21 protein-coding genes are annotated in these 26173 nt (G+C 57.6%); 7 read left to right on the top strand and 14 right to left on the bottom strand.

Translation table 11 applies throughout. From position 1 onward, the window contains the following. Positions 1 to 14: 14 nt before the first annotated feature. The 6 genes from mglA to LRS40_RS14385 all read right to left on the bottom strand — a co-directional run bounded on the left by mglA (position 15) and on the right by LRS40_RS14385 (position 7172). A complete protein-coding gene (gene mglA, locus LRS40_RS14410) occupies positions 15 to 1535 on the bottom strand; it encodes a galactose/methyl galactoside ABC transporter ATP-binding protein MglA (RefSeq protein ID WP_142486479.1) in 1521 nt (506 codons plus the stop codon). Between the two features lie 71 nt (positions 1536 to 1606). Next, complete coding sequence (gene mglB, locus LRS40_RS14405; RefSeq protein WP_142486480.1) at positions 1607 to 2605, bottom strand: galactose/glucose ABC transporter substrate-binding protein MglB; 999 nt, start codon at positions 2603 to 2605, stop codon at positions 1607 to 1609. A 294-nt stretch (positions 2606 to 2899) separates the two neighbouring features. Next, on the bottom strand, positions 2900 to 3922 hold the full coding sequence (gene galS, locus LRS40_RS14400) for an HTH-type transcriptional regulator GalS (RefSeq protein WP_142486481.1): 1023 nt from the start codon (positions 3920 to 3922) through the stop codon (positions 2900 to 2902). 155 nt (positions 3923 to 4077) lie between these two features. Continuing rightward, on the bottom strand, positions 4078 to 5235 hold the full coding sequence (gene yeiB / locus LRS40_RS14395) for a DUF418 domain-containing protein YeiB (protein ID WP_156264243.1): 1158 nt from the start codon (positions 5233 to 5235) through the stop codon (positions 4078 to 4080). A 17-nt stretch (positions 5236 to 5252) separates the two neighbouring features. After that, entirely contained in the window at positions 5253 to 5921 is a 669-nt protein-coding gene (gene folE / locus LRS40_RS14390; RefSeq protein ID WP_032612616.1) for a GTP cyclohydrolase I FolE, read from the bottom strand. 117 nt (positions 5922 to 6038) lie between these two features. Next, positions 6039 to 7172 carry a YbfB/YjiJ family MFS transporter gene (locus tag LRS40_RS14385; protein ID WP_231311875.1) on the bottom strand — a complete coding sequence of 378 codons (1134 nt, stop codon included), beginning with the start codon at positions 7170 to 7172 and terminating at the stop codon, positions 6039 to 6041. A 141-nt stretch (positions 7173 to 7313) separates the two neighbouring features. On the opposite strand from LRS40_RS14385, the gene fghA reads away from it, so the two are divergent. Beyond that, positions 7314 to 8150, top strand: a complete 837-nt coding sequence (fghA, locus tag LRS40_RS14380; RefSeq protein ID WP_231311874.1) for an S-formylglutathione hydrolase — start codon at positions 7314 to 7316, stop codon at positions 8148 to 8150. 648 nt (positions 8151 to 8798) lie between these two features. On the opposite strand, the gene cirA is transcribed toward fghA, so the two are convergent. From cirA to yieE, 3 genes are all read right to left on the bottom strand, one after another. Continuing rightward, a complete protein-coding gene (gene cirA, locus LRS40_RS14375) occupies positions 8799 to 10769 on the bottom strand; it encodes a catecholate siderophore receptor CirA (protein WP_231311873.1) in 1971 nt (656 codons plus the stop codon). A gap of 295 nt (positions 10770 to 11064) precedes the next feature. After that, positions 11065 to 12534, bottom strand: a complete 1470-nt coding sequence (locus LRS40_RS14370; protein WP_142486486.1) for an amino acid permease — start codon at positions 12532 to 12534, stop codon at positions 11065 to 11067. A gap of 178 nt (positions 12535 to 12712) precedes the next feature. Next, positions 12713 to 13582, bottom strand: a complete 870-nt coding sequence (gene yieE, locus LRS40_RS14365) for a DNA-binding transcriptional regulator YeiE (protein ID WP_142486487.1) — start codon at positions 13580 to 13582, stop codon at positions 12713 to 12715. 122 nt (positions 13583 to 13704) lie between these two features. Here yieE and LRS40_RS14360 point away from each other — a divergent pair, with 122 nt between their 5' ends. Both LRS40_RS14360 and nfo read left to right on the top strand, forming a co-directional pair. Continuing rightward, complete coding sequence (locus LRS40_RS14360) at positions 13705 to 14751, top strand: YeiH family protein (RefSeq protein WP_156264247.1); 1047 nt, start codon at positions 13705 to 13707, stop codon at positions 14749 to 14751. 65 nt (positions 14752 to 14816) lie between these two features. Continuing rightward, positions 14817 to 15674, top strand: a complete 858-nt coding sequence (gene nfo / locus LRS40_RS14355; RefSeq protein WP_231311872.1) for a deoxyribonuclease IV — start codon at positions 14817 to 14819, stop codon at positions 15672 to 15674. 79 nt (positions 15675 to 15753) lie between these two features. Here the strand turns inward: nfo and fruA are convergent, their stop codons facing one another. From fruA to fruB, 3 genes are read right to left on the bottom strand one after another with little or no spacing between them, the layout of a single operon-like run. Then, positions 15754 to 17451 carry a PTS fructose transporter subunit IIBC gene (gene fruA / locus LRS40_RS14350; RefSeq protein WP_231311871.1) on the bottom strand — a complete coding sequence of 566 codons (1698 nt, stop codon included), beginning with the start codon at positions 17449 to 17451 and terminating at the stop codon, positions 15754 to 15756. 16 nt (positions 17452 to 17467) lie between these two features. After that, complete coding sequence (gene fruK, locus LRS40_RS14345) at positions 17468 to 18406, bottom strand: 1-phosphofructokinase (RefSeq protein ID WP_142486491.1); 939 nt, start codon at positions 18404 to 18406, stop codon at positions 17468 to 17470. Further along, a complete protein-coding gene (gene fruB, locus LRS40_RS14340) occupies positions 18406 to 19536 on the bottom strand; it encodes a fused PTS fructose transporter subunit IIA/HPr protein (RefSeq protein ID WP_142486492.1) in 1131 nt (376 codons plus the stop codon). The genes fruK and fruB overlap by 1 nt, the downstream gene beginning before the upstream one ends. 368 nt (positions 19537 to 19904) lie before the next feature. Between fruB and setB the strand changes: the two genes are divergently transcribed. Beyond that, complete coding sequence (setB, locus tag LRS40_RS14335) at positions 19905 to 21086, top strand: sugar efflux transporter SetB (RefSeq protein ID WP_156264252.1); 1182 nt, start codon at positions 19905 to 19907, stop codon at positions 21084 to 21086. On the opposite strand, the gene LRS40_RS14330 is transcribed toward setB, so the two are convergent. Then, complete coding sequence (locus LRS40_RS14330) at positions 21083 to 21337, bottom strand: YkgJ family cysteine cluster protein (protein WP_156264253.1); 255 nt, start codon at positions 21335 to 21337, stop codon at positions 21083 to 21085. The genes setB and LRS40_RS14330 overlap by 4 nt on opposite strands. A gap of 163 nt (positions 21338 to 21500) precedes the next feature. Between LRS40_RS14330 and yeiP the strand changes: the two genes are divergently transcribed. After that, a complete protein-coding gene (yeiP, locus tag LRS40_RS14325; RefSeq protein ID WP_014884579.1) occupies positions 21501 to 22073 on the top strand; it encodes an elongation factor P-like protein YeiP in 573 nt (190 codons plus the stop codon). 122 nt (positions 22074 to 22195) lie between these two features. Here the strand turns inward: yeiP and uxuA are convergent, their stop codons facing one another. Beyond that, positions 22196 to 23386, bottom strand: a complete 1191-nt coding sequence (gene uxuA, locus LRS40_RS14320) for a mannonate dehydratase (RefSeq protein WP_156264254.1) — start codon at positions 23384 to 23386, stop codon at positions 22196 to 22198. Between the two features lie 205 nt (positions 23387 to 23591). Between uxuA and LRS40_RS14315 the strand changes: the two genes are divergently transcribed. Further along, a complete protein-coding gene (locus LRS40_RS14315) occupies positions 23592 to 25058 on the top strand; it encodes a mannitol dehydrogenase family protein (RefSeq protein WP_231311870.1) in 1467 nt (488 codons plus the stop codon). Between the two features lie 121 nt (positions 25059 to 25179). Beyond that, positions 25180 to 26166, top strand: coding sequence for a GTP-binding protein (locus LRS40_RS14310; protein ID WP_231311869.1), 987 nt, complete (start codon positions 25180 to 25182; stop codon positions 26164 to 26166). Positions 26167 to 26173: the final 7 nt, after the last annotated feature.

Genomic DNA, 26173 nt, shown 5'->3' with positions numbered 1-26173 from the left:
AGGAGCCCCTAATCTTAAAGGTGCAAAGACGCAAGACGCAAAATTTCGTTTTGCGTTGTCGTTTTGGTTTCAACAATTCCGGCAACGAGACCATTGCTCATAACCAGAATACGATCTGTGATCCCTAACAATTCCGGCATTTCGGACGAAATAATAATAATCCCTTTATCTTTCTTGGCTAATTCAGCAATCAGCTGATAAATTTCAAATTTTGCACCAACGTCGATACCACGGGTTGGTTCATCCAGCATCAGAATTTCAGGCTGGGTTAATAACCAGCGTCCAATAATTACCTTTTGCTGGTTACCACCGGAGAGCGAACCAATTTGCGTGCGATGTCCTGGGGTTTTTACGCGCATCGAGTCAATTACCCACTGGGTATCGCTCTTCATGCGGGAATTATCCAACAGGCCGATCTTGTTTTTGTAATTATGAATATTAGAAATTAAGGAGTTAAAGTTAATATCCAGATAGGCGTAAATACCGGTCGAGCGACGCTCTTCCGTCACCAGCGCAAAGCCGTGGTTAATGGCTTCGTTGGCGTTATGGTTATTGATCTTTTTCCCGTGCAGGGTGATGGTCCCGCCGGATTTCTCGCGAATACCGAACAGGGTCTCCACGATATCGGTACGCTTGGCCCCCACCAGACCGGCAATCCCGAGGATCTCCCCTTTATGCAGGTCGAAGGAGATGTCGCGAATGGAGGGCTGACGCAGTGAAGTCAGGTTGCGCACCTCCAGAATCACTTCGCCCGGCTTGTTCTCTTTGTTCGGGAAACGTTGGTTCAGGGAGCGCCCCACCATCATGGCGATGATCTTGTCCATGTCCAGCCCTTCCAGCGGCTGGGTGGCGATCCACTGGCCGTCGCGCAGTACCGTAATCTCATCACACAGCTGGAAGATCTCTTCCATTTTGTGCGAGATATAGACGATGCCGCAGCCGCGATCCTTCAGCTTACGGATAATGGTGAACAAATGGTTCACCTCTTTTTCCGTTAACGAAGAGGTAGGCTCATCCATAATCACGATTTTCGCGTTATAGGAGAAGGCCTTGGCGATTTCGATCATCTGCATCTGTGAAACCGATAATGTACCGACGCGCGCACGCGGATCGATATCAATATCCAGTTCATCAAAAATTGCTTTGGTGTCGCGATACATTTTGTCCTGATCGACAAATACGCCTTTGGTCGGATAACGCCCCAACCACATATTGTCCATAACAGAACGCTGAAGTACCAGGTTAAGTTCCTGGTGAACCATCGAAATACCGTTTTCCAGTGCCTCTTTGGCGGAATGGAAATCGATCTCTTTCCCCTGAAAAAGAATGCTGCCAGAATCTTTTTGATAGATCCCAAATAAGCATTTCAATAATGTTGATTTACCCGCACCGTTTTCACCCATTAAGGCGTGAATGGAGTGAGGCCGTACTTTTAAATTAACATTATCCAGTGCTTTAACCCCGGGAAACGACTTGTTGATACCGCTCATTTCCAACAAGTATTCACCGGACGACTGAGTCGTTGTGCTGACCATAATTATACCTTCTCGGCCTCGCGTCGCGTGATAAAAGGGCGCAGAAACTGCGCCCAGTGGAATGCTTTAACTTATTTACCGGTGAACTGCGCCAGGTTTTCCTGATCTACGCCAACGTACGGTACGCGAACAACTTTGTTGTCGATTTTCCAGTTGGTGCCGTCAGCTGCGCCTTTGCCTTCTGCCAGGTTTTTCGCCAGGTCGAAGGTGGCTTTCGCCTGGTTGTTGGCATCGTTCAGCACGGTACCGGCCATTGCGCCAGATTTAACCAGGGCCAGCGCTTCTGGCAGAGCATCCACGCCAAATACCGGGATAGAGGATTTGTTGTGTGCTTTCAGGGCTTCTACAGCACCCATTGCCATCGCATCGTTGTTGGCGATAACCACTTCGATTTTGTTAGCGTTCGGGCCAGACAGCCATGCGTCCATCTTGTCTTTCGCCTGTGCGGTGTCCCACATGGCGGTATCTAATGCCAGCTGCTGGGTTTTCAGGCCCTTGTCGTTCAGCTCTTTGATCACGTAAGTGGTACGTGCTTCAGCATCCGGGTGGCCTGGCTCGCCTTTCAGCAGCACAAACTGAACCTGACCGTCTTTGTTCAGATCCCAGTTCGGGTTAGCAGCCCAGTGTTTAGCAATCAGGTCGCCCTGAATGATGCCGGATTCTTTGGAGTCGGTGCCCACGTAGAAGGCTTTGTCGTAGCTATCCAGCGCTTTACGGGAAGGTTCTTTGTTGAAGAACACCACTGGCACATTCTGGCCACGCGCTTTCTCAATAACGGTGCCTGCAGCCGCCGGGTCAACAAGGTTGATTGCCAGTGCTTTCACGCCTTTTGCCAGCAGTACGTCGATCTGGTCGTTCTGTTTTGACTGGTCATTCTGGGAGTCATTCATCAGCAGCTGCACTTCTGGAGCTGATTTACCCTCTTTCTCGATGGCTTTACGCACAACAGACATAAAGTTGTCGTCGTATTTATAGATAGTCACACCAATACGGCTATCTGCAGCGTGCGCGGTTGCACCAAAAAGCATGCTTGCCATAACAGCAGACAGAGTCAACACCTTCTTATTCATGATATCTCCGGTTTTTTTTATGCAGGGTAGTTCGTGTGAATAACGATCGGCGGGCAAATGTTAATGAAACGTTAATGCCGGCCGAAGTCCACTTATAAAATTTCTATCTTCCTTGGTCGGTAACGCTCCAGAATGCGTTTTTTTGGATGTTTAATGTGCCCTGGCTATAGTGAAAGTGATTATTCACCGTTACATAGCGTTTCAGTCACTAAAACGCTGACATCATAGACAGCGCATTGTTAACTTACTGTGAATTTACTCACAAATTGAAAACGGTTACATCACGGCGAATTATTAGTTAGTGATCGGTGCCACAATTTGCCGCAGGGCTACCGAGTGACGACGCACTAAAGTCGGCATAAAACAGTGTGTTGCGGTGATATCCAGTTTCCCTGCGGCCCCCTGCAACGCCAGCTCCGTGGCCAGCCGTGCCATAGAGGCAATAGGGTAGCGCACCGTGGTCAGCTGAGGGTCCGTGTAACGGGCAATCGGAATATCATCGAAACCAATCAATGACAGATGCTGTGGCACCGCAATGCCGTTGTCCTTCAGCGCCGTTAGCGCGCCTGCGGCCATGCTATCGTTGTAGGCAAAGACGGCGGTCAGCTGCAGGTTGCGCCCGAGCAGCTCCACCATGGCCGCCTCTCCGCCCTGCATGTCAGGCGCGCCTGTACCAATCCAGCTGTCCGATGCGGTAATGCCCTGCTCCAGCAACGCTTTCTGCCAGCCTTCACGACGCATTTCGTCATCCTCAATGCGGTGGCTTGACGCAAGATAGCCGATGCGCTGATGTCCGTTGTTCACCAGCATCCGCGTCGCCATCATCGCTCCGCTGACGTTATCAAGGCAGACGCAGCGGTGGGCATAGCCAGGCACGATGCGGTTGATCAGCACCATGCCGGGGATCTGCTCCATCAGAGAAGACAGCTCCTCATCGCTTAAGGCTTTTGAGTGGACAATCAGGGCGTTACAGCGCTGACGGATCAACACCTCAATGGCATTACGCTCTTTTTCCGCCTCGTGATAGCTGTTACCGATCAGCACATTTTTCTGGTGCTCCTGGGCAACCATGTCCACGGCTTTCACCAGTGCGCCAAAGAAGGCATCCGACACGTCCATCACCACCACGCCGATGGTGTCGCTGACCTGGGTCGCCAGCGCCTGGGCGTTGGCGTTCGGCCGGTAGCCGAGCGCCGTGACGGCTTTCATCACGCACTCGCGGGTCTCCGGACTGACCAGCGCGCTGTTATTGAGAACCCGGGAAACGGTGGCGACAGAAACGCCCGCCTGACGCGCGACGTCACGAATGGTGATCATATTCACCATCCTTATTTAGATTGCAGCAACTCACAGACACCCCCTGTGTTTAGCAAGGTGACTATTCTGGCAGCGAGAAAGGGAGGACTACGTGAAGAAGCTCACAAGGATGAAAACGGTTACATCCGTTTTGTTAATGATTGTGATCCAGATCGTTATCCGGATGTATTACTTAATGAAACCCCTGCAGCACGTGCGGTCAATTGCCGCCACAGCCATTCCAGCGGCCCCTGGCGGAAATGGCGCAGCCAGAAAACCGAGAACAGGATGTTCACCAGCCAGACTGGCAGGACAAAACCCAGCAGCTGCAGGCGATCAAAATGCATAAACAGGCCTAACTGATAGAACAGGGTCGTGCAGATAAGGGTCTGGAGAAGATAGTTGCTAAGCGCCATCCGCCCCACGCAGGCCACCGCCATCACCAGCCGGAAACGACAGAGCTGCGGCCAGAAGCCATACATCAGCGCGGCATAGCCTATCGTCTGCAGCGGCGCGCTAAGTTCGCGCGGTGCCTGTAACAGAAACGCACACCAGCGGTAATCCCAGTTCAGATACCACTGGGCGATCACCGCCGGGAGATTAATCGCCAAACCGGCCAGCACCAGCCACAGCCCGGTACGCCGATAGTGACGCAGGCTAAACTCGCCTTTCAGCCAGCCGGTACGCATCAGCGCGGCGCCGATCAGCATCATCCCCGCCAGCTGCCAGCCGTACTGCGCTCCAAGCGCCAGCAGGCTGTTGCCAATCATATCGGCCCGGTTGCTGATGGCCTCCATTCCGCCGCCCAGTTTCCAGTACTGCTCATACTGGAGACTGGCCGCATCCGGCACCCAGGAACGATTGGTAGAGCCGCCCGAGATAACCCCCAGTAGCAGCAGGATGGCAACGCCGATGAGAAAAAGCACCACCCCGGTATTAAAGAGGTTTTTGACATCGTGGGCATCGCGGATGATGCGCCAGCAGATCAGCCCCACCAGCCCGTAGGCCAGCAGAATGTCACCGTCCCAGAACAGCAGCCCGTGAATAAACCCGAGCAGCACCAGCAGCGAGAGGCGGGCCTGGATCCAGCGCTTTCCGCGCTTCAGCAGTAGCTGAAGTCCGGCGCCGAACAGCAGGGCAAACAGGGTGAGGAATTTGACCTGGGCGAAGAGATCCAGCACCGCCCATGTCCAGGCATCACTGAGGGTAATATCGCCATACCAGGCGGGATTGAGGTAAGCGGCTTTCGGCAGACCGAAGCCGCTGATATTGAGCAGCAGAATACCCAGAATAGCGACGCCACGAACGAAATCCAGCGTGACATTTCTTTCCATGTATCCTGCCCTGATGATCAGTTGTGGTGACGTACGGCGCGCAGGAACTCCTGACGGGTGTTCTGGCTTGATTTAAACAGGCCGCCTAGCGAGGTGGTCGTGGTGGCGCTGGTGGCATCACGAATGCCGCGCGCTTTCACGCAGTAATGCACCGCGTCAATGGAAACCGCCACGTTGTTGGTGCCAAGCAGCGTTTGCAGCGCGATGAGGATCTGCTGGGTTAAACGCTCCTGCACCTGCGGACGCTGGGCAAAGAACTGCACGATACGGTTAATCTTCGACAGGCCAATCACCGAGTCTTTCGGAATATAGGCCACGGTCGCTTTGCCGTCGATGGTCACAAAGTGGTGTTCACAGGTGCTGGTCAGGGTGATATCACGCACCGTCACCATCTCATCTACCTTCATTTTGTTTTCGATGACGGTGATTTTCGGGAAATTAGCGTAATCAAGCCCGGAGAAAATCTCATCGACATACATTTTGGCGATGCGACGTGGGGTCTCCATCAGACTGTCATCGCTCAAATCGAGATTCAGCAGCTGCATGATTTCGGTCATATGCCCGGAAATAAGACGTTTACGCGTTTCGTTGTCCAGATCCTGAACCGGCGGACGCAGCGGGGTTTCGAGACCGTGTGCGACCAGCGCTTCGTGGACGAGAGCTGCTTCTTTACTCATTGATGACATTCTTTTCTCCTGCAGGTGCGGTGCTCTTCTGCCCTCCGTGGGGCAAAATGTGCACTCATTGTGCGCGAGGCGGCGAGCATAATCCAGTATTCACCGCGATAATTATTCCAATTGCCGTTACCTTTCAACCTGACGCTGCCAGACCAGCCCACCCGCCACGAAAAGGGCGATACCAGCAAGGCCCAGAGCGGGCTCCAGCTGGTGGGTGAGCCAGCTCGACAGCGCCGAGGTCATCGGGCCAATCAACTGCCCGACCGCATAGCCGGTCGTCAGTAACCCGGCCATATAACGCGTGTGATTCGGTGCCAGTTCACGCCCGTAGAGCAACGAGAGCTGGACCGCACATAAAAATCCGCCGCCCACCAGCAGCGCACCGGTCACCAGACCGGCCATCCCCGGCATCAGCCAGGCGGCAATCACCCCCACCGCCTGCAGCCAGAGCACCAGCGCCAGCCTGCGATGGGTGGTAGAGACATGGCGCAGGGCGATACTTAGCGCAATGCCCAGCACCGAGGCGACGCCGAACACCGGCCAGACAAACTGGGCAAACGCGCTGCCGGGAAAGCGCAGCGCCGCCATCTGCGACAAAAATGTCGCCGGGAGGATGTAGCCAAACCCGGCGAGGCTGTAGCTCCAGACCAGACGACGCAGATCGCGGGTCAGCGTCAGCGGCTCCGGCGTGGTGCCCGGACGATGCAGCTGCCCGGCCCGCGGCAGGTAGCGGGCCACCAGCGCGATCAGCACCAGCGCCAGCACGCCGTAGATTTGCCACGCGGCGCCGGCTGATAACCCGTGCGCCTGGATCCACACCGCCAGCAGACCGCTGATGGTAATACCCGCTCCGGGCCCGGCGAAGACCGCAGCACTCAGGCCAGGTTTGCCGAAATGGGCCAGCCGCTCGTTGGTCCAGGCGGCCACCAGCACCATTGACCAGCCGCTCATGCAGCCAATCACAAAGCGCAGCAGCCCGTGGACCAGGGCGTTATCTGCGGCCGCCGAAAGTAGGGTCAGCGCCACCGCGCCAATAATCCCCAGCCACAGCCGACCTTCGACAAACCGGTGCGCGCGCATGGCATCCCATGCCCCCACCAGATAGCCGAGATAGTTCATGGCAGCCACCAGCCCGGCGCTGGTCAGCGTGAGTTGCCCTGCCGCAATCATCAGCGGTACCTGTGGGGTAAAGGCAAAACGCCCTATTCCCATCGCCACCACCAGAACCACAAATCCGCTGAGCGCGATACGCAGCGCCATGACCACTCCAGTTGTTAAAGTTTCGTAAATTCATGATGCAGGATATGTCGTTAATGCGGAAGTGAAAGTTACTCACTCGTTATTGAATTATCTGTATTATGACCTTCATCTCTCTATACAACCTTCCTGAAGGAGCCCTGCATGGAACTGCTCGAAGAGCACCACTGTTTTGAAGGTCGACAGCAGCGCTGGCGTCATGACTCCGCGGTGCTGAACTGTGCGATGACGTTCAGCATCTTTCTGCCCCCGTCTAACGGCGCAGCAAAACCGCCGGTGCTGTACTGGCTCTCCGGCCTGACCTGCAACGATGAGAACTTCACGACCAAAGCGGGCGCCCAGCGGGTGGCGGCGGAGCTGGGGATCGCCCTGGTGATGCCTGATACCAGCCCGCGCGGTGACGAGGTGGCGGACGATGCCGGTTACGACCTGGGCAAAGGCGCCGGATTCTACCTGAATGCCACCCAGGAACCCTGGGCGCGTCATTACCGGATGTATGATTACCTGCGCGATGAACTCCCGGCGCTGATCCAGGCGGAATTTGCGGTATCCGATCGCAGTGCAATCAGCGGCCATTCGATGGGCGGTCACGGTGCGCTGGTGATGGCGCTGAAAAATCCGGGTAAATACGTCAGCGTATCGGCATTTTCGCCGATCGTGAACCCGTCCCAGGTGCCGTGGGGGCAAAAAGCGTTCACCCATTACTTGGGTGAGGATGCAGAGGCCTGGCAGGCGTGGGACAGCTGTGCGCTGATGCTGGCCAGCCAGCCGGAACAGGCGATCCCGACGCTTATCGATCAGGGGGATGCCGATCAGTTCCTGGCGAGCCAGTTACAACCGGCGGTGCTGGCGGAAGCCGCGCGCCAGAAGGCCTGGCCGCTGACATTGCGTATCCAGCCGGGCTACGATCACAGCTATTTCTTTATTGCGTCCTTTATTGAAGATCATCTGCGCTTCCATGCGCAGCAGTTGTTGAAGTAAGTGCAGCCTTCATGCCCGGTGGCGCTTCGCTTACCGGGCCTACAAAACCCACACCAGCCCGTAGGCCGGGCAAGCGCAGCGCCGCCCGGCAAACAGACCGCACCAGCCCGTAGGCCTGGCAAGCGCAGCGCCCCCGGCAAACAGACCGCACCAGCCCCTAGGCCGGGCAAGCGCAGCGCCCCCGGCAAACAGACCGCACCAACCCGTAGGCCAGGCAAGCACAACGCCCCCGGTAAACAGACCGCACCAGCCTGTAGGCCGGGCAAGCGCAGCGCCCCCGCAAACAGACCGCACCAGCCCGTAGGCCAGGCAAGCACAACGCCCCCGGCAAACAGATCGCACCAGCCCGTAGGCCGGGCAAGCGCAGCGCCGCCCGGCAAACAGACCGCACCAGCCCGTAGGCCGGGCAAGCGCAGCGCCCCGCAAACAGACCGCACCAGCCCGTAGGCCGGGCAAGCGCAGCGCCCCGGCAAACAGATAGCACCAGCCCGTAAGCCGGGCAAGCGCAGCGCCGCCCGGCAAACAGACCGCACCAGCCCGTAGGCCGGGCAAGCGCAGCGCCCCCGGCAAACAGACCGCACCAGCCCGTAGGCCGGGCAAGCGCAGCGCCCCCGGCAAACAGACCGCACCGCTCCGGCGATCCCTCGATCAGAACTGGTAATCCACCGCCATAAAGTAACGGCGTCCTTCTTCGGTATAGCTGTAGTCGTCGCGGCTGAGATCTTTATCCAGCAGGTTCATGACCCCCGCACGCAGCTTGACGTTTTTGGTTGCCTGCCATGCACCACCGGTGTTCCACACCACGTAACCGCCCGGCGTTGCGGCGCCATCGGTAACGGTGCGTTTCTCACCCGTATAATTACCCTGCACGTAGAAGGACCACGCCTGGGTTGCCTGCCAGTCCAGCGTGCCGTTCGCGGTATGGAACGGCAGCTCAGAGAGCGGCTTGTTCTCGCCGTTGCTGATATCACGCCCGTCGTTATAGGTGTAATTCAGCGTCATGCGCCAGTCTTCGGCAATCGGGAACTTAACTTCCGTCTCCAGACCACGGATACGCGCTTTATTGACGTTGTAGTAACGGAACACCGGTTCGCCATCGGCATTCAGCCCGACGTAGTTCGGGTAGCCCTGCGCCTGATTGACGTTCGCGGTACGCAGAATGCTGATGCGGTCATCAACGTCGTTCTGGAAGGCGGTAATGCTGCCCTGCACGCCCTCTAACCAGCCCTCTTCCCCGTTATAGTAGAGACCCAGCTCGATGCTTTCGCTGGTTTCCGGCTTCAGATCCGGGCTACCGACAATTTCACAGGCACCACGGCAGGAGCCGGTGGTCCAGTCCGGGCTCAGTTGCAGCAGGGATGGCGCTTTAAATGCCGTCGCCCAGCCGCCTTTTACCGTCAGGGTATCGGTGGCGTTATAGACCAGATAAGCACGCGGGCTCCAGTGGTCGCCGTAGGTTTCGTGGTCATCCATACGCATGCCGGTGGTCAGCGCCAGCGGCTCGAAGATCCGCCATTCGTCTTCCAGGAACAGCGCATACTGGCTGGCCGAGGTATTACTGCTGCTGCCGCCGGTGATGTTAACCGGATCTTTCAGCTTGTCGTGACGCCATTCCCCGCCAAAGGTCAGGAGCTGGTTAATCTCCCCCAGCGGCAGGACGTATTTGCCGTCAATGGAGTTGCTTTCGGAGGTAATTGGGTTGCTGTTGCCCGGGTTTTTGTTATCAACCTTCTCGCCGTAGAATTTTAGCTCGCTGTTGCCCACGCCCCAGCGGCCGTTGTGGCTCAGGGAGTAGTTCTGGCGCTCAAGGCGGTTCTGATCCAGCGAGTCGGAGTCACGATCCTGACGGTCAAAACCGTAGCCCGCGGTGAAATCGTGGTTCTCGTTCGGGGTCCAGGCAAATTCCACGTTGGCATCGCGGCTGGTAAAGCCTTCAATGCGCGGGGTTTCTCCGGTAGCGCTGGTCGTTGAATCCTGCGGATCGTCTTTGTCGCGTTTAGACAGGCTGCCGAAGGCCTTCAGGCCGAGGACGCCATCCACCAGCGGGCCGCTGGTATAGAACTGGCCGCCATAGGTGTCGCCACGATCGCGGTGCTCCTGAATCGTGGTATCGGCGGTGAGGGTGCCGGTCCATTTCTGGCCGATCTTTTTGGTGATGATGTTGACCACGCCGCCCAGGGCATCGGAGCCGTAGAGGGAGGACATCGGACCGCGCACCACTTCAATGCGTTCGATGGCGTCAACCGGAACCCAGTTGAGGTCGAAGTCGTTATGGCGGAAAACGGCATTGCGCGAGTTGACGCGTTTACCGTCAACCAGGATCAGCGTGTAGCTGCTGTCCAGACCGCGAATACTGACGCCCTTACGGTTGTCCCCTTCGTCAGTTAATTGCACGCCCGGCACATCCTTTAACACATCTTTCAGGTTCTGCACCGGCTTGCGCTGCAGATCCTGCTGAGTGATGACGCTGATACTGGCCGGGGCATCCTTCAGGTTTTGCTCGTTGGCCGAGGCGGTCACCACCATGGTGTCGCCAGATTCCGCCGCAACAACCGGCAGGGCCAGGGACAGAGCAGACGCGCACAGCCCTCCCCGAACGAAGGGATTCAACCTAAACATTTCCTATCTCCATGAGGTAAACACAGCAAAATCAAATATGTACTGCTCACAATTGCATTGCATGCCGCCCGCTTCTCTGGCAGGTCGGCCGGGTAATTCTTTGCAGGTGTGGGCACAACATCCTCCCCTGACCAGGGCGACGATGCTGACTCCTTCATCCCTTTGATTACTTTGCTAATGATAAAGCAAACGATAACTATTATCAATTCAATTGTTAAAAGTTATGTCAAGAGTGCATAGTGTGGAGAAATAAAAAAACCCGCTCGGGTGAGCGGGTTAAAGAGAAGCGTTGCGGTTATTTTTTAAAGCTATTCGGGAATTCCATTTCGCTATAGCTGACAAATTTCGTTCCCTTCGCCAGCTTGTAGCCAAACCAGATGATCAGGAACAGCGGGATACCGATATAGGTCGCTGCCACGCCGCCCCAGTCAATGGTGTCGGCGAGGAAGGCTTCGTAGTTCTGACCCAGAGTGATGATCAGACACAGCACAAAGGCGAAGATCGGCCCCAGCGGGAAGAACCCGGAGCGGTACGGCAGGTTGCTAATGTCATAACCCTGCTTCACGTAGCCGCGACGGAAACGGTAGTGGCTGATGGCGATACCGAGCCAGGCGATAAAGCCCGTCATCCCGGAGGTGTTCAGCAGCCACAGGTAGACCGTCTGGTTGCCAAACATTGAGGTCAGGAAGCACAGGCAGGCAATCACGGTGGTGGCATACAGCGCGTTACGCGGCACGCCGCCCCGGGACAGCTTCGCGAAAATACGCGGCGCTTTGCCGTCGCAGGCCAGGGAGTAGAGCATACGGGTAGAGGCGTACATCCCGGAGTTACCCGCCGACAGTACCGCCGTCAGGATCACCGCATTCATCACCGCTGCCGCAGAGAGCAGGCCGGCATGCTGGAACACCAGGGTGAACGGGCTGACGCTGATGTCTTTCACATCGTTACGCAGCAGGCTCGGATCGGTATACGGAATGATCAGGCTAATAATCAGGATTGCGAACACATAGAACAGCAGGATACGCCAGAAGACCTGCCGCACCGCGCGCGGAATGTTCTTCTCCGGGTTTTCGGATTCACCGGCGGCAATACCGATAAGCTCCGTTCCCTGGAAGGAGAAGCCGACGATCATCGCCACGCCAATCATCGCCGAGAAGCCCCCGGCAAAGGGCGCATCGCCAATCCCCCAGTTGCTCCAGCCCGCCGGTTCGGTGCCTTTGAAGATACCGAAGATCATCGCCACGCCCACGGCGATAAAGATGATCACCGTGGCGACTTTGATCAGCGAGAACCAGTATTCCGCTTCGCCAAAACCGCGCACGGAGATGTAGTTCAGCAGGAAGATCAGCCCGAGGAAGATGGCGCTCCAGATCCAGCCCGGCGTATCCGGGAACCACCAGGTCATCACCAGCTGCGAGGCCACGAGATCCACGGCGATGGTGACCGCCCAGTTGTACCAGTAGTTCCAGCCCAGCGCGAAGCCGAAGCCTTCTTCCACATATTTCTGACCGTAGGTGGAGAAAGAACCGGAAACCGGCATGTACGCCGCCAGTTCGCCCAGGCTGGTCATCAGGAAGTAGACCATCAAACCGATCAGGATATAGGAAAAGAGCGCGCCGCCAGGGCCCGCTGCAGAAATGGTCGCTCCAGAGGCGACAAACAAACCTGTACCGATAGAACCGCCAATGGCAATCATCGTCAGGTGACGCGCCTTGAGTTCGCGACGTAGCGCGGGCGCTTCTGTGGTTTTATTTTCGGAAACCATATGAAAATGCTGTCCATTCAAAAAATGAGGCGCGATTGTAGCAGACGATCGCCAGCTCTTCCGGCACAAATGCCCTGTTATAAGAGAGCTTCATGACCGGGCCGGGATTATAAGTAAAGCAGAGAATGACACCGGTGTGCGAAACAGATCCCGGCGGGTAAATCGCCGCCGGGCGGGCTTACATTTCGCAGTAGCGCAGAAAACGCTGCAGGGAGTTGGAGAGGTGCTTCTGGCGATGATGGATGCGCCACAGGGTACGCACCAGCTTAGTCGGCAGCGGAACGGGGATCTCCACAAGCGTGCCGCTCTCCAGCTGTTCAGCAATCACCCGGCGTGACAGGCAGCTGATGCCAAGACCGTGGCGCACCGCATGTTTGATCGCCTCCGAATTGCCCAGCTCCATGCCCATATGAAACTGCGGCAGATGCGAAAGCAGCAGATAATCGACGATCTCCCGCGTGCCCGACCCCTGCTCGCGCAAAATCCACGGTGCCTGCGCCAGCCGCTCCAGCGTCACCTCCTGCTGCAATAAAGAAGAGGCCGGCGAGGCGAAGACTACCAGCTCATCCTCCAGCCAGGGTTCGGCAATGATGTCGGCGTTGTGGCACGGCCCTTCGATAAGGCCAATATCCACCCGAAAGTCGATCACCGCGGTGATCACGTCCTGGCTGTTGCCGACGCTCATCTCCAGCGGCAGAGACGGGAAATCGCGGCGGTAGCGGGCAATCACCTCCGGCAGGATATAGTTGCCGATGGTGCTGCTGGCATAGACGCGAATAGCGCCGTTATCCTCGCGAAACAGCTGTTCGATCTCGACGGTCTGCTCCAGCAGCGCCAGCGCGCGGGGATAGAGCAAGCGCCCGTGCTCGTTAACCACCAGCCGCTTCCCTACCCTGTCAAAGAGCTGAACCCCCAGCTGGCCTTCAAGATCGGTCAGCGCGGCGCTGACCGCGGACTGGGATAGCGCCAGCATCTGGGAAGCCTGGGTAGTCGACCCGCTTTTCAGCACTTCGGCAAAGACTTCAAGCTGGCGTAACGTAATGTGCATAGTTGCCATCCGGTACGGTAAGCACTCTGCTTACCACTTATAAAGATTAATTATAAATATATAATCAATTTTATTTTTAAGCCAGCACGCCGTAACCTTTAGCCAGAGAAAAGGAGAAGGTTATGACAACACTCACCCTGCAGCATCATCGTACAGTGTGGCACTACATTCCCGGCCTGGCGCTGAGCGCGCTGGTCACCGGCGTGGCATTATGGGGCGGCAGTATTCCGGCGGTAGCCGGGGCGGGCTTCAGTGCCCTGACGCTGGCCATCCTGCTGGGGATGGTCGTCGGGAATACGGTCTATCCACACATCTACAAGCCCTGCGATAGCGGCGTGATCTTCGCTAAGCAGCACCTGCTGCGCCTCGGGATCATCCTGTATGGCTTTCGCCTGACCTTTGCGCAGATTGCTGACGTTGGGGTCAGCGGGATCGCCATCGACGTGTTAACCCTGACCAGCACCTTCTTGCTGGCCTGCTTTATCGGCCAGAAGGTGTTCGGGCTCGACAAACAGACCAGTTGGCTGATTGGCGCGGGCAGCAGCATTTGCGGTGCCGCGGCGGTACTGGCGACCGAGCCGGTAGTCAAGGCCGAGGCCAGCAAGGTGACGGTTGCCGTCGCGACGGTGGTGATCTTCGGTACCCTGGCGATCTTCCTCTATCCGGCGATGTATCCCCTGGTGGCGCACTGGTTTAGCCCGGAAACCTACGGGATTTATATTGGCTCGACGATGCATGAGGTCGCTCAGGTGGTAGCAGCCGGTCATGCCATCAGCCCGGACGCGGAGAATGCGGCGGTGATCGCCAAAATGCTGCGAGTAATGATGCTGGCGCCCTTCCTGCTGATCCTGGCGGCGCGGGTGAAACAGCTCGCTCCGGCGGGCAACGGCGAGAAGAGCAAAATTACCATTCCGTGGTTTGCGATCCTGTTTATTGTGGTGGCGGTGTTTAACTCGTTCCATCTGCTGCCCAAAACAGTCGTCGATATGCTGGTGACGCTGGATACGGTGCTGCTGGCGATGGCGATGGCGGCGCTGGGCTTAACCACCCACGTCAGCGCCCTGAAAAAAGCCGGGGCGAAACCGCTGCTGATGGCGCTGCTGCTCTTTGTCTGGCTGATTGTTGGCGGTGGTGCCATTAACCTGGCGGTTCATAGCCTGCTGGCATAAACCACTTCAAACTTCTCCTGTTAACCCGCTATCATAAGCGTTTGCGGGTTAACAGGAGTCCCTTTATGAAATATGTTGGAGCGCACGTCAGCGCTGCTGGCGGTCTGGCGAATGCCGCCATTCGTGCCGCCGAAATCGAGGCGACCGCCTTCGCCCTGTTCACCAAAAATCAGCGCCAGTGGCGCGCCGCACCCTTAACGACTCAGGTGATTGATGAGTTCAAAGCGGCCTGCGAAAAATACCATTTCACCCCCGGCCAGATCCTGCCCCACGACAGCTACCTGATTAACCTCGGTCACCCGGTTCAGGAGGCGCTGGATAAATCCCGCGAGGCCTTCCTGGATGAGATGCAGCGCTGCGAGCAGCTCGGCCTGACGCTGCTGAACTTCCACCCTGGCAGCCATCTGACGCAGATCGACGAAGACGCCTGTCTGGCACGGATCGCCGAGTCGATCAATATCGTGCTGGAACAGACTCAAGGGGTAACGGCGGTGATTGAGAATACCGCCGGACAGGGCAGCAACCTCGGTTTCCGCTTTGAGCATCTGGCGGCCATTATCGATGGCGTGGAAGATAAAACCCGCGTCGGCGTCTGCATTGATACCTGCCATGCCTTTGCGGCGGGTTACGACCTGCGCAGCAGTGAAGAGTGTGCCAAAACCTTCGCGGAATTCGAGCACATTGTGGGCTTCAAGTACCTGCGCGGCATGCACCTCAACGATGCGAAAAGCGCTTTTGGCAGCCGCGTTGACCGCCATCACAGCCTGGGTGAAGGCAACATCGGCCACGACGCGTTCCGCTTTATCATGCAGAACCCGCGTTTCGACGGCATTCCGCTGGTGCTGGAAACCATCAACCCGGATATCTGGGCGGAAGAGATCGCCTGGCTGAAGGCACAGCAGACGGCAGAAGTAACGGTATAAAAAAATCGCCGCTTTCGCGGCGATTGTCTTATTACAATAAAAAGGCAGAGTTTCCTCTGCCTTTTATCTTTAAGAGAAATTATGCTGCTTTCGCGGCGATCGCTTCAGCTTCCGGGCGTTTTACCACCGCGTAAGAGAGACCTGCCACCAGCGTACCGGCGATAATCGCGAACAGGTAACCCAGCACCGGCGTAATCGCACCCGGGATCAGCAGAACAAACAGACCGCCATGCGGCGCCATCAGTTTTGCGCCCACCGCCATGGAGATAGCACCGGTCACCGCACCGCCGACGATACAGCACGGCAGAACGCGCATCGGGTCACGGGCAGCGAACGGAATCGCCCCTTCGGTGATAAAGCACAGGCCCAGAACCAGCGCCGCTTTACCGCCTTCCTGCTGCGCCTTGTCGAACTTACGACGAGCAATAATAGTCGCCAGGCCCAGCGCCAGCGGTGGCACCATTCCTGCAGCCATAATCGCCGCCATCGGAGCATAAGTCTGGGTACTCAGCAGGCCAACGCCGAACGCATAAGCCGCTTTGTTCACCGGACCACCCATATCGGTACACATCATGGCGCCGAGGATCGCACCCAGCAGGACCGCATTGGCGGTGCCCATGGTCTGCAGCCAGTGGGTCAGGCCTTCGAGGATACCTGCGACCGGCTTACCGATCAGGTAGATCATAGCCAGACCAACAACCAGGCTGGAGAACAGCGGAATGATCAGGATCGGTTTCAGCGCTTCCATACTCTGCGGCAGTTTCAGCTTCGAGCTGATCAGCTTCGCCACGTAGCCGGCGAGGAAGCCGGCGATGATCCCGCCGATAAAGCCAGAGCCGGTGCTTACGGCCAGCATACCGCCGATCAGGCCCGGGGTCAGACCCGGACGGTCAGCGACGGAGAACGCAATGTAACCTGCCAGCACCGGCACCATCAGCGCGAACGCCGAGCCGCCGCCAATCTGCATCAATGCCGCCGCCAGGGTACCCGGCTCTTTAAAGGCCTCGATACCAAACGCGAAGGAGAGCGCGATACAGAGACCGCCCGCCACCACCATCGGCAGCATATAGGAGACGCCCGTCAGCAGGTGACGGTAAGCCCCGGCGGACTCTTTCTTGCCTTCAGAGGCCGAGGAGGCGGTGTTGCCCGCCGGCTGGAAGGTTTTCGCTTCCGCCTGGGCTTTGTCCAGCTCCTGGGCAGTTTTCTTCAGCGCCAGACCGGTTGAGGTGCGGTACATCGGCTTACCGGCAAACTTCGCCAGATCCACTTCGATATCCGCGGCCACGATCACCAGGTCCGCTGCCGCCACCTCTTCCGGGGTGATGGCATTGCCTGCGCCCACCGAGCCGCGGGTTTCAACCTTCACCCACCAGCCGCGTTTTTTGGCTTCGGTTTCAATGGCTTCTGCGGCCATAAAGGTGTGCGCCACGCCGGTCGGGCAGGCGGTCACCGCCACCACGCGTTTCGGACCGCTGGTAACAGTCGTTGCCGCCGCTTCTGCGACAGGAGCGGTATACAGCGCCGCATGGCCTTTCGCTTCGCTCAGGAACAGTTCCGGGTGAGCGACCGCGCGATTGATATCGCCCAGCCACACTTTTTTGCCGTTCAGCGAGCTGTCGGCCGGGATCTTGTCGCCCAGGACGATAACCAGTTCGGCATCGCCCGGGTTGTCGATGAAATCAAGGTGTGCTTTATGTCCCGCCGAACCCAGCAAGGTTTTCGCCATATAGGCGCGGGCCTGTCCGAGTGCAGAGTCAATAATCAGCAGCGTTTTCATTATGCCTCTCCTGCTGTCAGTTAAAGGGTTTCAAGTCAACGCGCGCCATCATCGCGGCTAACTGGGTACGATCGGTGATCCCGACATTGCTCTGGCTGACGGCCAGGGCAGCAACGGCGGTGGCAAGACGTAACGTGTGTTCACTGGATTCACGCATCAGCAGGCCGTAAATCAACCCGCCCACCATCGAATCGCCTGCACCCACGGTGCTGACCACTTCCATCGACGGCGGTTTGGCGATCCATTCGCCGGAGGCGTTAACCCACAGCGCGCCCTCTGCACCCAGCGAGATCACCACATGCGCGATACCTTGCTCACGTAAGGCATGGGCGGCATCAATGACATCCTTTAAGTCTGGCAGCTTACGGCCAGCCCAGATCTCAAGTTCGCGACGATTCGGTTTCACCAGCCACGGCGCGGCTTTCAGACCCGCCACCAGCGCATCGCGGCTGCTGTCAAAGATGATGCATGGGCACTGGCTGCGCAGGCGCGTCATCCAGTCGGTAAAGGCTTCCGGGCTGACGCCGGACGGCAGGCTGCCGCTGACGCAGACCATGTCGAACTGACCCAGCCAGGTCAGGGAGTCATTCACAAAACGCTCCCAGTCGGCCTGGGTGACTTCAAAACCGGAGAAGTTGAGATCGGTCACTTCGCCATCTTTTTCAGTCATTTTCACGTTGATGCGGGTACGGCCCTGCACCACCTGAAAACGGTTGGCGATCCCCAGCTCGCTGAACAGCTGCTGGAAACCATCCTGGTTATCTTTGCCGAGGAAGCCGCCGACGGTGACGTCGATCCCGAGATCCTTCAGCACTTTCGCAACGTTAATCCCTTTACCTGCCGCGTGCAGGCCAGTGGTACGCACGAGGTTAACTTCGCCGCGTTCAATTTCCGGGCAAAAGCCCACGAGGTCGTAAGCCGGGTTCAGCGTAATGGTGGCAACACGTCTGCTCATTATGCGCCCTCCCCCAGACCGGCCGCGATGGCCTCGCCAATCGCTTTCAGCGCCTGTTCAGCATCTGCACCCTGCGCGGTAAAACGCAGGCGATGGCCTTTTTTCACGCCCAGCGCGACAACCTTCATCAGGCTGCGACCGTTGGCCGGTTTGCCACTGCCGTCGAGGTTGGTGACGGTGACGTCGCTGTTGAACTGCTTAATGGTATTGACCAGCATGGTGCCCGGACGAGCGTGCAGACCATGTTCGTTACGCACCACAAATTCGGCGCTCAGCAGTTCATCGGTATTCACATCATCGCTGGTCAGCAGCGCCAGCAGGGTTGCGGCATCGGCTTTCAGCAGTTGTTCAGCTTTTTTGTTCAGCAGCAGATCGCCGAGGCGCTTCAGCACCTCAACCGGCTGGTCATCCGCCATGGCGACGGTGACCAGCAGGGCCGTGGTTTCCCCGGCGGTGTCAAAAGCGGTGGCCGCACGGCTGACCGCGATAGCGCTGCGCAGGTTGCCTTCAGCACAGTCGTTCAGCCAGACGCCCTGACCGAGGTTCAGCGGCTTATCGTTAACGGCGTGGGCCACGAAGGCGGTATCCACCGCACCGGCCTCTTTCAGGCGACCGGCGTTCAACGCCTGCAGGGTCACCAGATCGGATGCCACTACGTCGAGGGTCAGCGTGTCGTTATCCAGCTTCAGGGCTTCGCTCTGCTTTTCACCCATCAGCAGCGCGCGCAGCTCTTCGGCAGTGGTGGCGGATTTCAGCTGTTCAGCCACCGCGTCGTCGCTCAGGACGTGCGTCAGCTGACGCAGCAGGCCGAGGTGTTCATCGCTGCTGGCGGCAATCCCGATGGCGACATAAGCCACCTGGCCTTCGCCCCAGAGCACGCCCTGCGGGAACTGATAAACCTGAACGCCGGTTTTCAGCACCTGGTCGCGGGTATCTGTGGTGCCATGCGGAATGGCGATGCCATTGCCAAGGAAGGTTGAGGTCTGTAGCTCGCGCGCCAGCATGCCGTCAACGTAGCCGTTGGCGACGTTGCCCGCCTGCACCAGCGCGGCAGCGATCTGCCGGATGGCCTCTTCTTTAGTACCGGCCTGTTCGCCGGGATGAATGTCCTGCACGGATAACTGGAACATGGTTCTCCACTCCTGCTGAAATTGAATCGTTTCAGCTAACATGAAAAAAAATACGCTATTCCGGTTGAATCAGAGGTACCCGATAGCGCTGAAACGTTTCAAGAAGTCTTGCTCTTTCTACAAAAGCTTGCAAGTAAAGTTACAATTCAGCATACAAAATTTAGATGTGCAGCACATTTTATTGCCAGACAAAGCATTTTTTCTTATCTGTTTTGAATTTCACCGCTGTGTTTCAGCTACTTCAGCAAACGCATATAACAATCTGAAAGGGGATTTTGATTTTTCGTGGGATGAGTGGCCTTGCGCGCTGTCTATTTTCTGACAAGCGGCGTAAACTCCGCCTCTCTTCATATCACTGATACAGAAACATGCATACGACCCCCGCCGCCGCCTCGCCAAAGTCATTTGATTTGACCTCATCGGCGTTTTTGATTGTTGCCTTCCTTACCGGGATTGCCGGTGCGTTACAAACTCCAACCCTGAGCCTGTTCCTTACTAACGAGGTTCATGCCCGTCCGGCCATGGTCGGTTTCTTCTTTACCGGAAGCGCCATCATCGGCATCCTGGTCAGCCAGTTTCTGGCCGGGCGTTCGGACAAGAAAGGCGACCGCAAATCCCTGATCGTCTTTTGCTGCCTGATGGGCGTGTTTGCCTGCCTGCTGTTCGCCTGGAACCGTAACTATTTCGTGTTGTTGTTTGTCGGCGTGTTTCTCAGCAGCTTCGGCTCCACCGCCAACCCCCAGCTGTTCGCCCTCGCCCGGGAGCATGCCGACCATACCGGCCGAGAGGCGGTGATGTTCAGCTCGATCCTGCGCGCCCAGGTCTCCCTGGCATGGGTGGTCGGGCCGCCGCTGGCCTACGCCCTGGCGATGGGGTTTGGTTTCACGGCGATGTATCTCAGCGCCGCCGTGGCCTTTGTGGTCTGTGGCGCGATGGTGTGGTTTTTCCTGCCGACGATGCGCAAAGAGCCGAAGCTGGCGACCGGAGTGCTGGAATCCCCTCGCCGCAACCGGCGCGATGCCCTGCTGCTGTTTACGGTTTGCACCTTAATGTGGGGCACCAACAGCCTGTACATCATCAATATGCCGCTGTTTATCATTAATGAGCTGCATCTGTCCGAGAAGCTGGCGGGGGTAATGATGGGAACCGCCGCCGGGCTGGAGATCCCGACGATGCTGATTGCGGGCTACTACGCAAAACGCTTCGGTAAACGTTTCCTGATGCGCGTTGCCGCCGTCGCGGGCCTGCTGTTTTACGTCGGAATGCTTACCGCTCACTCACCGGTGGTGCTGCTGGGATTACAGCTGCTGAACGCCATTTATATTGGCATTCTCGCCGGGATCGGCATGCTCTACTTCCAGGATCTGATGCCGGGCCAGGCGGGTGCCGCGACGACGCTGTACACCAATACCACCCGTGTGGGCTGGATTATCGCCGGTTCTGTGGCCGGGGTGGTGGCCGAGTTCTGGAGCTATCACGCGGTATTCTGGATTGCGCTGGGGATGTGCATCCTCACCACGCTCTGCCTGACGCGCATTAAGGACATTTAAGGCGCGGTGAGCGCCTCGAGTTCGAGCAGCCAGGTCATGGCCTGCCCGCGCGAGGTGCTGCACATCTCGAGCGAAGGCTGAAGCCCGGCACAGACTTTGGGCCGCGAGCTCGAGCCGAAGATTTTGCAGCGCTGCTGTGCGTCCAGCTGGACGCAAGGCGTATTGGCAGGCTTGCCGTTGGGCATCCCGGGAATGGGGCTGGAGATGGAAGGCGCAGTGCAACATGCGCCGCAGTCCGGACGGCAATCCATAAACGTACTTTACCTGAAAGAAAGCCGCTCCCGCGGGCGTGACGCGCACAGTAACACCTTTTGCGTATTGATAGCAAAAGCCACGAAATCCACTTGCCTGAAATGCCGCGCGCGAGTACTTTGACGCGATATTTTTGACCTTCCCGTAAACAGGATGACTGCAATGCCAAGAGCGAACGAAATTAAGAAAGGTATGGTGCTGAATTACAACGGCAAGCTGCTGATTGTGAAAGACATCGATATTCAGGCACCAAGCGCCCGTGGCGCAGCAACGCTGTACAAAATGCGTTTTGCTGATGTGCGTACCGGTCTGAAAGTTGAAGAGCGTTTCAAAGGCGACGATATCGTGGATACCGTTACCCTGACCCGTCGCTATGTCGATTTCTCCTACGTTGACGGCAACGAATACGTCTTTATGGATAAAGAAGACTACACCCCGTACATCTTCACCAAAGATCAGATTGAAGAAGAGCTGCTGTTTATCCCGGAAGGCGGGATGCCGGATATGCAAGTCCTGACCTGGGACGGCGTCCTGCTGGCGCTGGAGCTGCCGCAGACCGTCGATCTGGAGATCGTGGAAACGGCACCGGGCATCAAAGGTGCGTCCGCTTCCGCGCGTAACAAACCGGCGACCCTGACCACCGGTCTGGTCGTACAGGTGCCGGAATACCTCTCCGCAGGCGAGAAAATCCGCATCCATATCGAAGAAAAACGCTATATGGGTCGCGCTGACTAATGTGGCATTTGCCCGGTGGCGCTGCGCTTACCGGGCCTACAAAAAAACCGGCCATTGAGCCGGTTTTTTTATTCGTGCTGTTGTAGGCCGGGTAAGGCGAAGCCGCCACCCGGCAGCTGAACCTACAGGAGTTCTGGATACTTCGTCATCTTCAACGCCAGCTCTACGCCGCGCACTTCCGCCATCCCTTTCAGACGCCCAATCGCGGAATAACCCGGGTTGGTTTTCTTACGCAGATCGTCCAGCATCTGGTGCCCGTGATCCGGGCGGAACGGAATCGGACGCAGATCGCCCGCCCGCTTGCGACGCTGCTCTTCCCCCAGAATCGCATCGACCACCGCCACCATGTTCACGTCGCCGCCAAGATGCGCCGCTTCGTGGAAGGTTTTCGGGTTATCTTCCCGGCAGGTGGCGCGCAGGTGGGTAAAGTGGATCCGGTCGCCGAAGGTCTCGATCATCTGCACCAGGTCGTTATCGGCACGCACGCCGTAGGAACCGGTACACATCGTGAAGCCGTTATAGATGCTGTCGACCGTCTCTTTCAGCCACTGCATATCCTCAATGGTGGAGACGATACGCGGCAGGCCGAGGATCGGACGCGGTGGATCGTCCGGGTGGACCGCCAGACGCACGCCCACCTCTTCCGCCACCGGCACGATAGCGCGCAGGAAGACGGCCATGTTTTCCCGCAGCTGGGCTTTATCGATGTTGCCATACTCCGCCAGACGCGCGCGGAACTGGTCGAGGGTATAACCCTCTTCTGCACCCGGCAGGCCGGCGATAATGTTGCGGGTCAGTTTTTCAATCTCGGCATCGCTGGCATTGTTGAACCATTCCTGCGCCTGCTGCTGCTCTTGTGCGGTGTAATCTGCCGCTGCGCCTTCGCGCTTCAGAATGTGCAGCTCGAAGGCGGCAAAGGCGATCTGGTCAAAGCGCAGCGCTTTTGAGCCATCCGGCATTTCGTATTCGAGGTCGGTACGCGTCCAGTCGAGGATTGGCATAAAGTTGTAGCACACGGTATCAATACCGCAGGCCGCCAGGTTGCGGATACTCTGCTGGTAGTTGGCAATCCAGGTCTGGTAATCACCGGAGTGGGTTTTGATCTCTTCGTGAACCGGAATACTTTCGACCACCGACCAGGTCAGCCCTTTCTCTGCCAGCAGCGCCTGACGCGCTTTGATCTCTTCCACCGGCCACACCTGACCGTTGGGAATATGGTGCAGTGCGGTGACGACGCCCGTTGCGCCAGCCTGACGCACATCATCAAGAGAAACCGGGTCTTTCGGCCCGTACCAACGCCAGGTTTGTTCCATTGATTCACCCTCTAAAGTTGTTATACCAATATTATCTATCGAGATGACGACTACCATACATGCCTGACCAGAGAGGTCAACGTGTCTCGCTATATTGATTGATCCATCTCACAGTTCCCGGATAATTACGGCTCACCAATTCAATTTGTTGTCATATAACTTTACACTGGCATTGTTAATTAATGGTTAATCAGGTGTGTATTTCATGAAGACAATTGCCTCCACCACGCTACCCGCTAATGTATTACAGCCGCAGTACGATCGTCAGGCGTTACGCTCCCGTATCGTCCATTTCGGCTTTGGTGCCTTTCATCGCGCCCATCAGGCGCTCCTGACCGATCGGGTGCTGAACGCCAAAGGCGGCGACTGGGGGATATGTGAGATTAGCCTGTTTAGCGGCGATACGCTGATGAGCCAGCTGCGCGCGCAGGATCATCTGTTTACGGTGCTGGAAAAAGGCGCTGAAGGTAATCAGCCGATTATCGTGGGGGCGGTGCATGAATGCCTGAACGCAAAGCTGGATTCGCTGGCGGCAATTATTGAGAAGTTTTGCGAGCCGCAGGTGGCGATTGTCTCCCTGACCATTACCGAAAAGGGCTACTGCATCGATCCGGCCACCGGCAAGCTGGATACCCGTAATGAACGCATCATTCACGATCTGGACTATCCCGATGAACCGCACTCCGCGCCGGGGATCCTGGTCGAAGCGTTGCATCGCCGTCGCGAGCGGGGTCTTTCGCCGTTCAGCGTCCTTTCCTGCGATAACATTCCCGATAACGGCCATGTGGTGAAAAATGCGGTGCTGGGCATGGCCCACAAGCGTTCGCCTGAGCTGGCGGAGTGGATCGCCGCTAACGTCAGCTTCCCGGGCACCATGGTGGACAGGATCGTCCCCGCCGCCACAGACGACTCTCTTGCAGAAATCGCCCGTGAGGTGGGTGTCGAGGATCCGTGCGCCATCAGCTGCGAGCCCTTTATCCAGTGGGTGATCGAGGACAACTTTGTCGCTGGCCGCCCGGAGTGGGAAGTAGCCGGAGTACAGATGGTGCAGGACGTCCTGCCGTGGGAGCAGATGAAGCTGCGCATGCTCAACGGCAGCCATTCGTTCCTGGCGTATCTCGGCTATCTGGCCGGTTTCGCCCATATCAACGACTGCATGGCGGACAGCGCGCTGCGTGACGCTGCCCGTCGCCTGATGCTCGATGAACAGGCCCCGACGCTGCGCATCACCGGGGTGGATCTCACCGCCTACGCCGACAGCCTGATTGACCGCTTCGCCAACCCGGCGCTGCAGCACCGCACCTGGCAGATTGCGATGGACGGCAGCCAGAAACTGCCTCAGCGCATGCTGGAGAGTATCCGTCTTCACCGCCAGCGCGACACCGCCTGGCCGCTGCTGGCGCTCGGTGTGGCAGGCTGGATGCGCTATGTTAGCGGCGTGGACGATGCGGGTAACGCCATTGATGTCCGCGATCCGCTGAGCGATAAAATTCGCACCATCGTCGAAACCAGCAGCGAAGAGGAGCGCGTCGCGGCCCTGCTGACGCTCACTGAAATTTTCGGCACCGACCTGCCGCAGGATCCGCAGTTCGTGGCGGCTGTCACCGGGGCTTACCAGCGCATCCGCCAGACGGGCGCGCGCCAGGCTATTATCGATACGCTCCAGTTTTAACCGGTGCGTTGCAGGCGAGCGGGAAGCCTCCCGTTCGCCCTCCCCCTTCCCATGGCTGTTCTTTTGCGTCAGGATTACTGATAATTGTTATAGCATTACATTTATCACCCCTGGAGCACCTGTGACTAAAACCAATCTCATTACTGGCTTTCTCGGCAGCGGGAAAACCACGTCGATACTACACCTGCTGGCGAATAAAGATCCTGCTGAAAAATGGGCCGTACTGGTCAATGAGTTTGGCGAGATCGGCATTGATGGCGCGCTGCTGGCCGATAACGGGGCGCTGGTGAAGGAGATCCCGGGGGGATGCATGTGCTGCGTGAACGGCCTGCCGATGCAGGTGGGGCTGAACACCCTACTGCGTCAGGGCAAGCCCGACCGGCTGCTGATTGAACCCACCGGGCTGGGCCATCCGAAGCAGATCCTCGACCTGCTCACCGCCCCGGTCTATGAGCCCTGGATCGATTTGCGCGCTACCCTGTGTCTGCTCGACCCGCGTCAGCTGCTGGACGAGAAATATGTCCAGAACGAGAATTTCCGCGATCAGCTTGCCGCCGCCGACGTCATCATCGCCAATAAAGAGGATCGTGCCACCGCGGAAAGCCGCGCCGCGCTGGATATCTGGTGGCAGCACTTCGGCGGTGAACGTCAGCTCGCGTATACCACTCAGGGGAATATCAACAATACCTTGCTTGACCTGCCGCGGCGTAATCTGAATGCGTTGCCCGCCAGCGCTGCCCATACCCACAGCCACGGCGAAAAACAGGGGCTGGCCGCGCTAAGCCTGCCTGCGCATCAGCGCTGGCGTCGCAGCCTGAACAGCGGCCAGGGGCATCAGGCCTGCGGCTGGGTGTTCGACGCCGACACCTGCTTCGACACTATCGGTTTGCTCGAGTGGGTGCGGCTGGCACCGGTTGAGCGCGTGAAAGGGGTAATGCGTATTCCCGAGGGGCTCTTACAGGTCAATCGTCAGGGGGCCGATTTTCACATCGAGACGCAGGGCGTGGCGCCGCCGGATAGCCGAATAGAGTTAATTAGTGCGGTTAACACCGACTGGAACGCCTTACAGTCGAGCTTGTTGAAGCTTCGTTTAAGTTCGGGCAACTAACGTTGCC

Origin of the sequence: Leclercia sp. G3L (assembly GCF_021117075.1) — a bacterium.
Lineage (GTDB): Bacteria > Pseudomonadota > Gammaproteobacteria > Enterobacterales > Enterobacteriaceae > Enterobacter > Enterobacter adecarboxylatus_C.
This window is presented reverse-complemented; position numbering and strand designations above follow the sequence as displayed.

Excerpts from the sequence above, each read along its gene's own strand:
- yieE (WP_142486487.1), bottom strand. The coding sequence starts at position 13,582 with ATGCACATTACGTTACGCCAGCTTGAAGTCTTTGCCGAAGTGCTGAAA.
- LRS40_RS14360 (WP_156264247.1), top strand. The coding sequence starts at position 13,705 with ATGACAACACTCACCCTGCAGCATCATCGTACAGTGTGGCACTACATT.
- cirA (WP_231311873.1), bottom strand. The coding sequence starts at position 10,769 with ATGTTTAGGTTGAATCCCTTCGTTCGGGGAGGGCTGTGCGCGTCTGCT.
- fruK (WP_142486491.1), bottom strand. The coding sequence starts at position 18,406 with ATGAGCAGACGTGTTGCCACCATTACGCTGAACCCGGCTTACGACCTC.
- mglA (WP_142486479.1), bottom strand. The coding sequence starts at position 1,535 with ATGGTCAGCACAACGACTCAGTCGTCCGGTGAATACTTGTTGGAAATG.
- LRS40_RS14370 (WP_142486486.1), bottom strand. The coding sequence starts at position 12,534 with ATGGTTTCCGAAAATAAAACCACAGAAGCGCCCGCGCTACGTCGCGAA.
- fghA (WP_231311874.1), top strand. The coding sequence starts at position 7,314 with ATGGAACTGCTCGAAGAGCACCACTGTTTTGAAGGTCGACAGCAGCGC.
- setB (WP_156264252.1), top strand. The coding sequence starts at position 19,905 with ATGCATACGACCCCCGCCGCCGCCTCGCCAAAGTCATTTGATTTGACC.
- fruB (WP_142486492.1), bottom strand. The coding sequence starts at position 19,536 with ATGTTCCAGTTATCCGTGCAGGACATTCATCCCGGCGAACAGGCCGGT.
- mglB (WP_142486480.1), bottom strand. The coding sequence starts at position 2,605 with ATGAATAAGAAGGTGTTGACTCTGTCTGCTGTTATGGCAAGCATGCTT.
- yeiP (WP_014884579.1), top strand. The coding sequence starts at position 21,501 with ATGCCAAGAGCGAACGAAATTAAGAAAGGTATGGTGCTGAATTACAAC.
- yeiB (WP_156264243.1), bottom strand. The coding sequence starts at position 5,235 with ATGGAAAGAAATGTCACGCTGGATTTCGTTCGTGGCGTCGCTATTCTG.
- uxuA (WP_156264254.1), bottom strand. The coding sequence starts at position 23,386 with ATGGAACAAACCTGGCGTTGGTACGGGCCGAAAGACCCGGTTTCTCTT.
- nfo (WP_231311872.1), top strand. The coding sequence starts at position 14,817 with ATGAAATATGTTGGAGCGCACGTCAGCGCTGCTGGCGGTCTGGCGAAT.
- fruA (WP_231311871.1), bottom strand. The coding sequence starts at position 17,451 with ATGAAAACGCTGCTGATTATTGACTCTGCACTCGGACAGGCCCGCGCC.
- LRS40_RS14330 (WP_156264253.1), bottom strand. The coding sequence starts at position 21,337 with ATGGATTGCCGTCCGGACTGCGGCGCATGTTGCACTGCGCCTTCCATC.
- folE (WP_032612616.1), bottom strand. The coding sequence starts at position 5,921 with ATGTCATCAATGAGTAAAGAAGCAGCTCTCGTCCACGAAGCGCTGGTC.
- galS (WP_142486481.1), bottom strand. The coding sequence starts at position 3,922 with ATGATCACCATTCGTGACGTCGCGCGTCAGGCGGGCGTTTCTGTCGCC.
- LRS40_RS14315 (WP_231311870.1), top strand. The coding sequence starts at position 23,592 with ATGAAGACAATTGCCTCCACCACGCTACCCGCTAATGTATTACAGCCG.
- LRS40_RS14385 (WP_231311875.1), bottom strand. The coding sequence starts at position 7,172 with ATGGCGCTGCGTATCGCGCTCAGCGGATTTGTGGTTCTGGTGGTGGCG.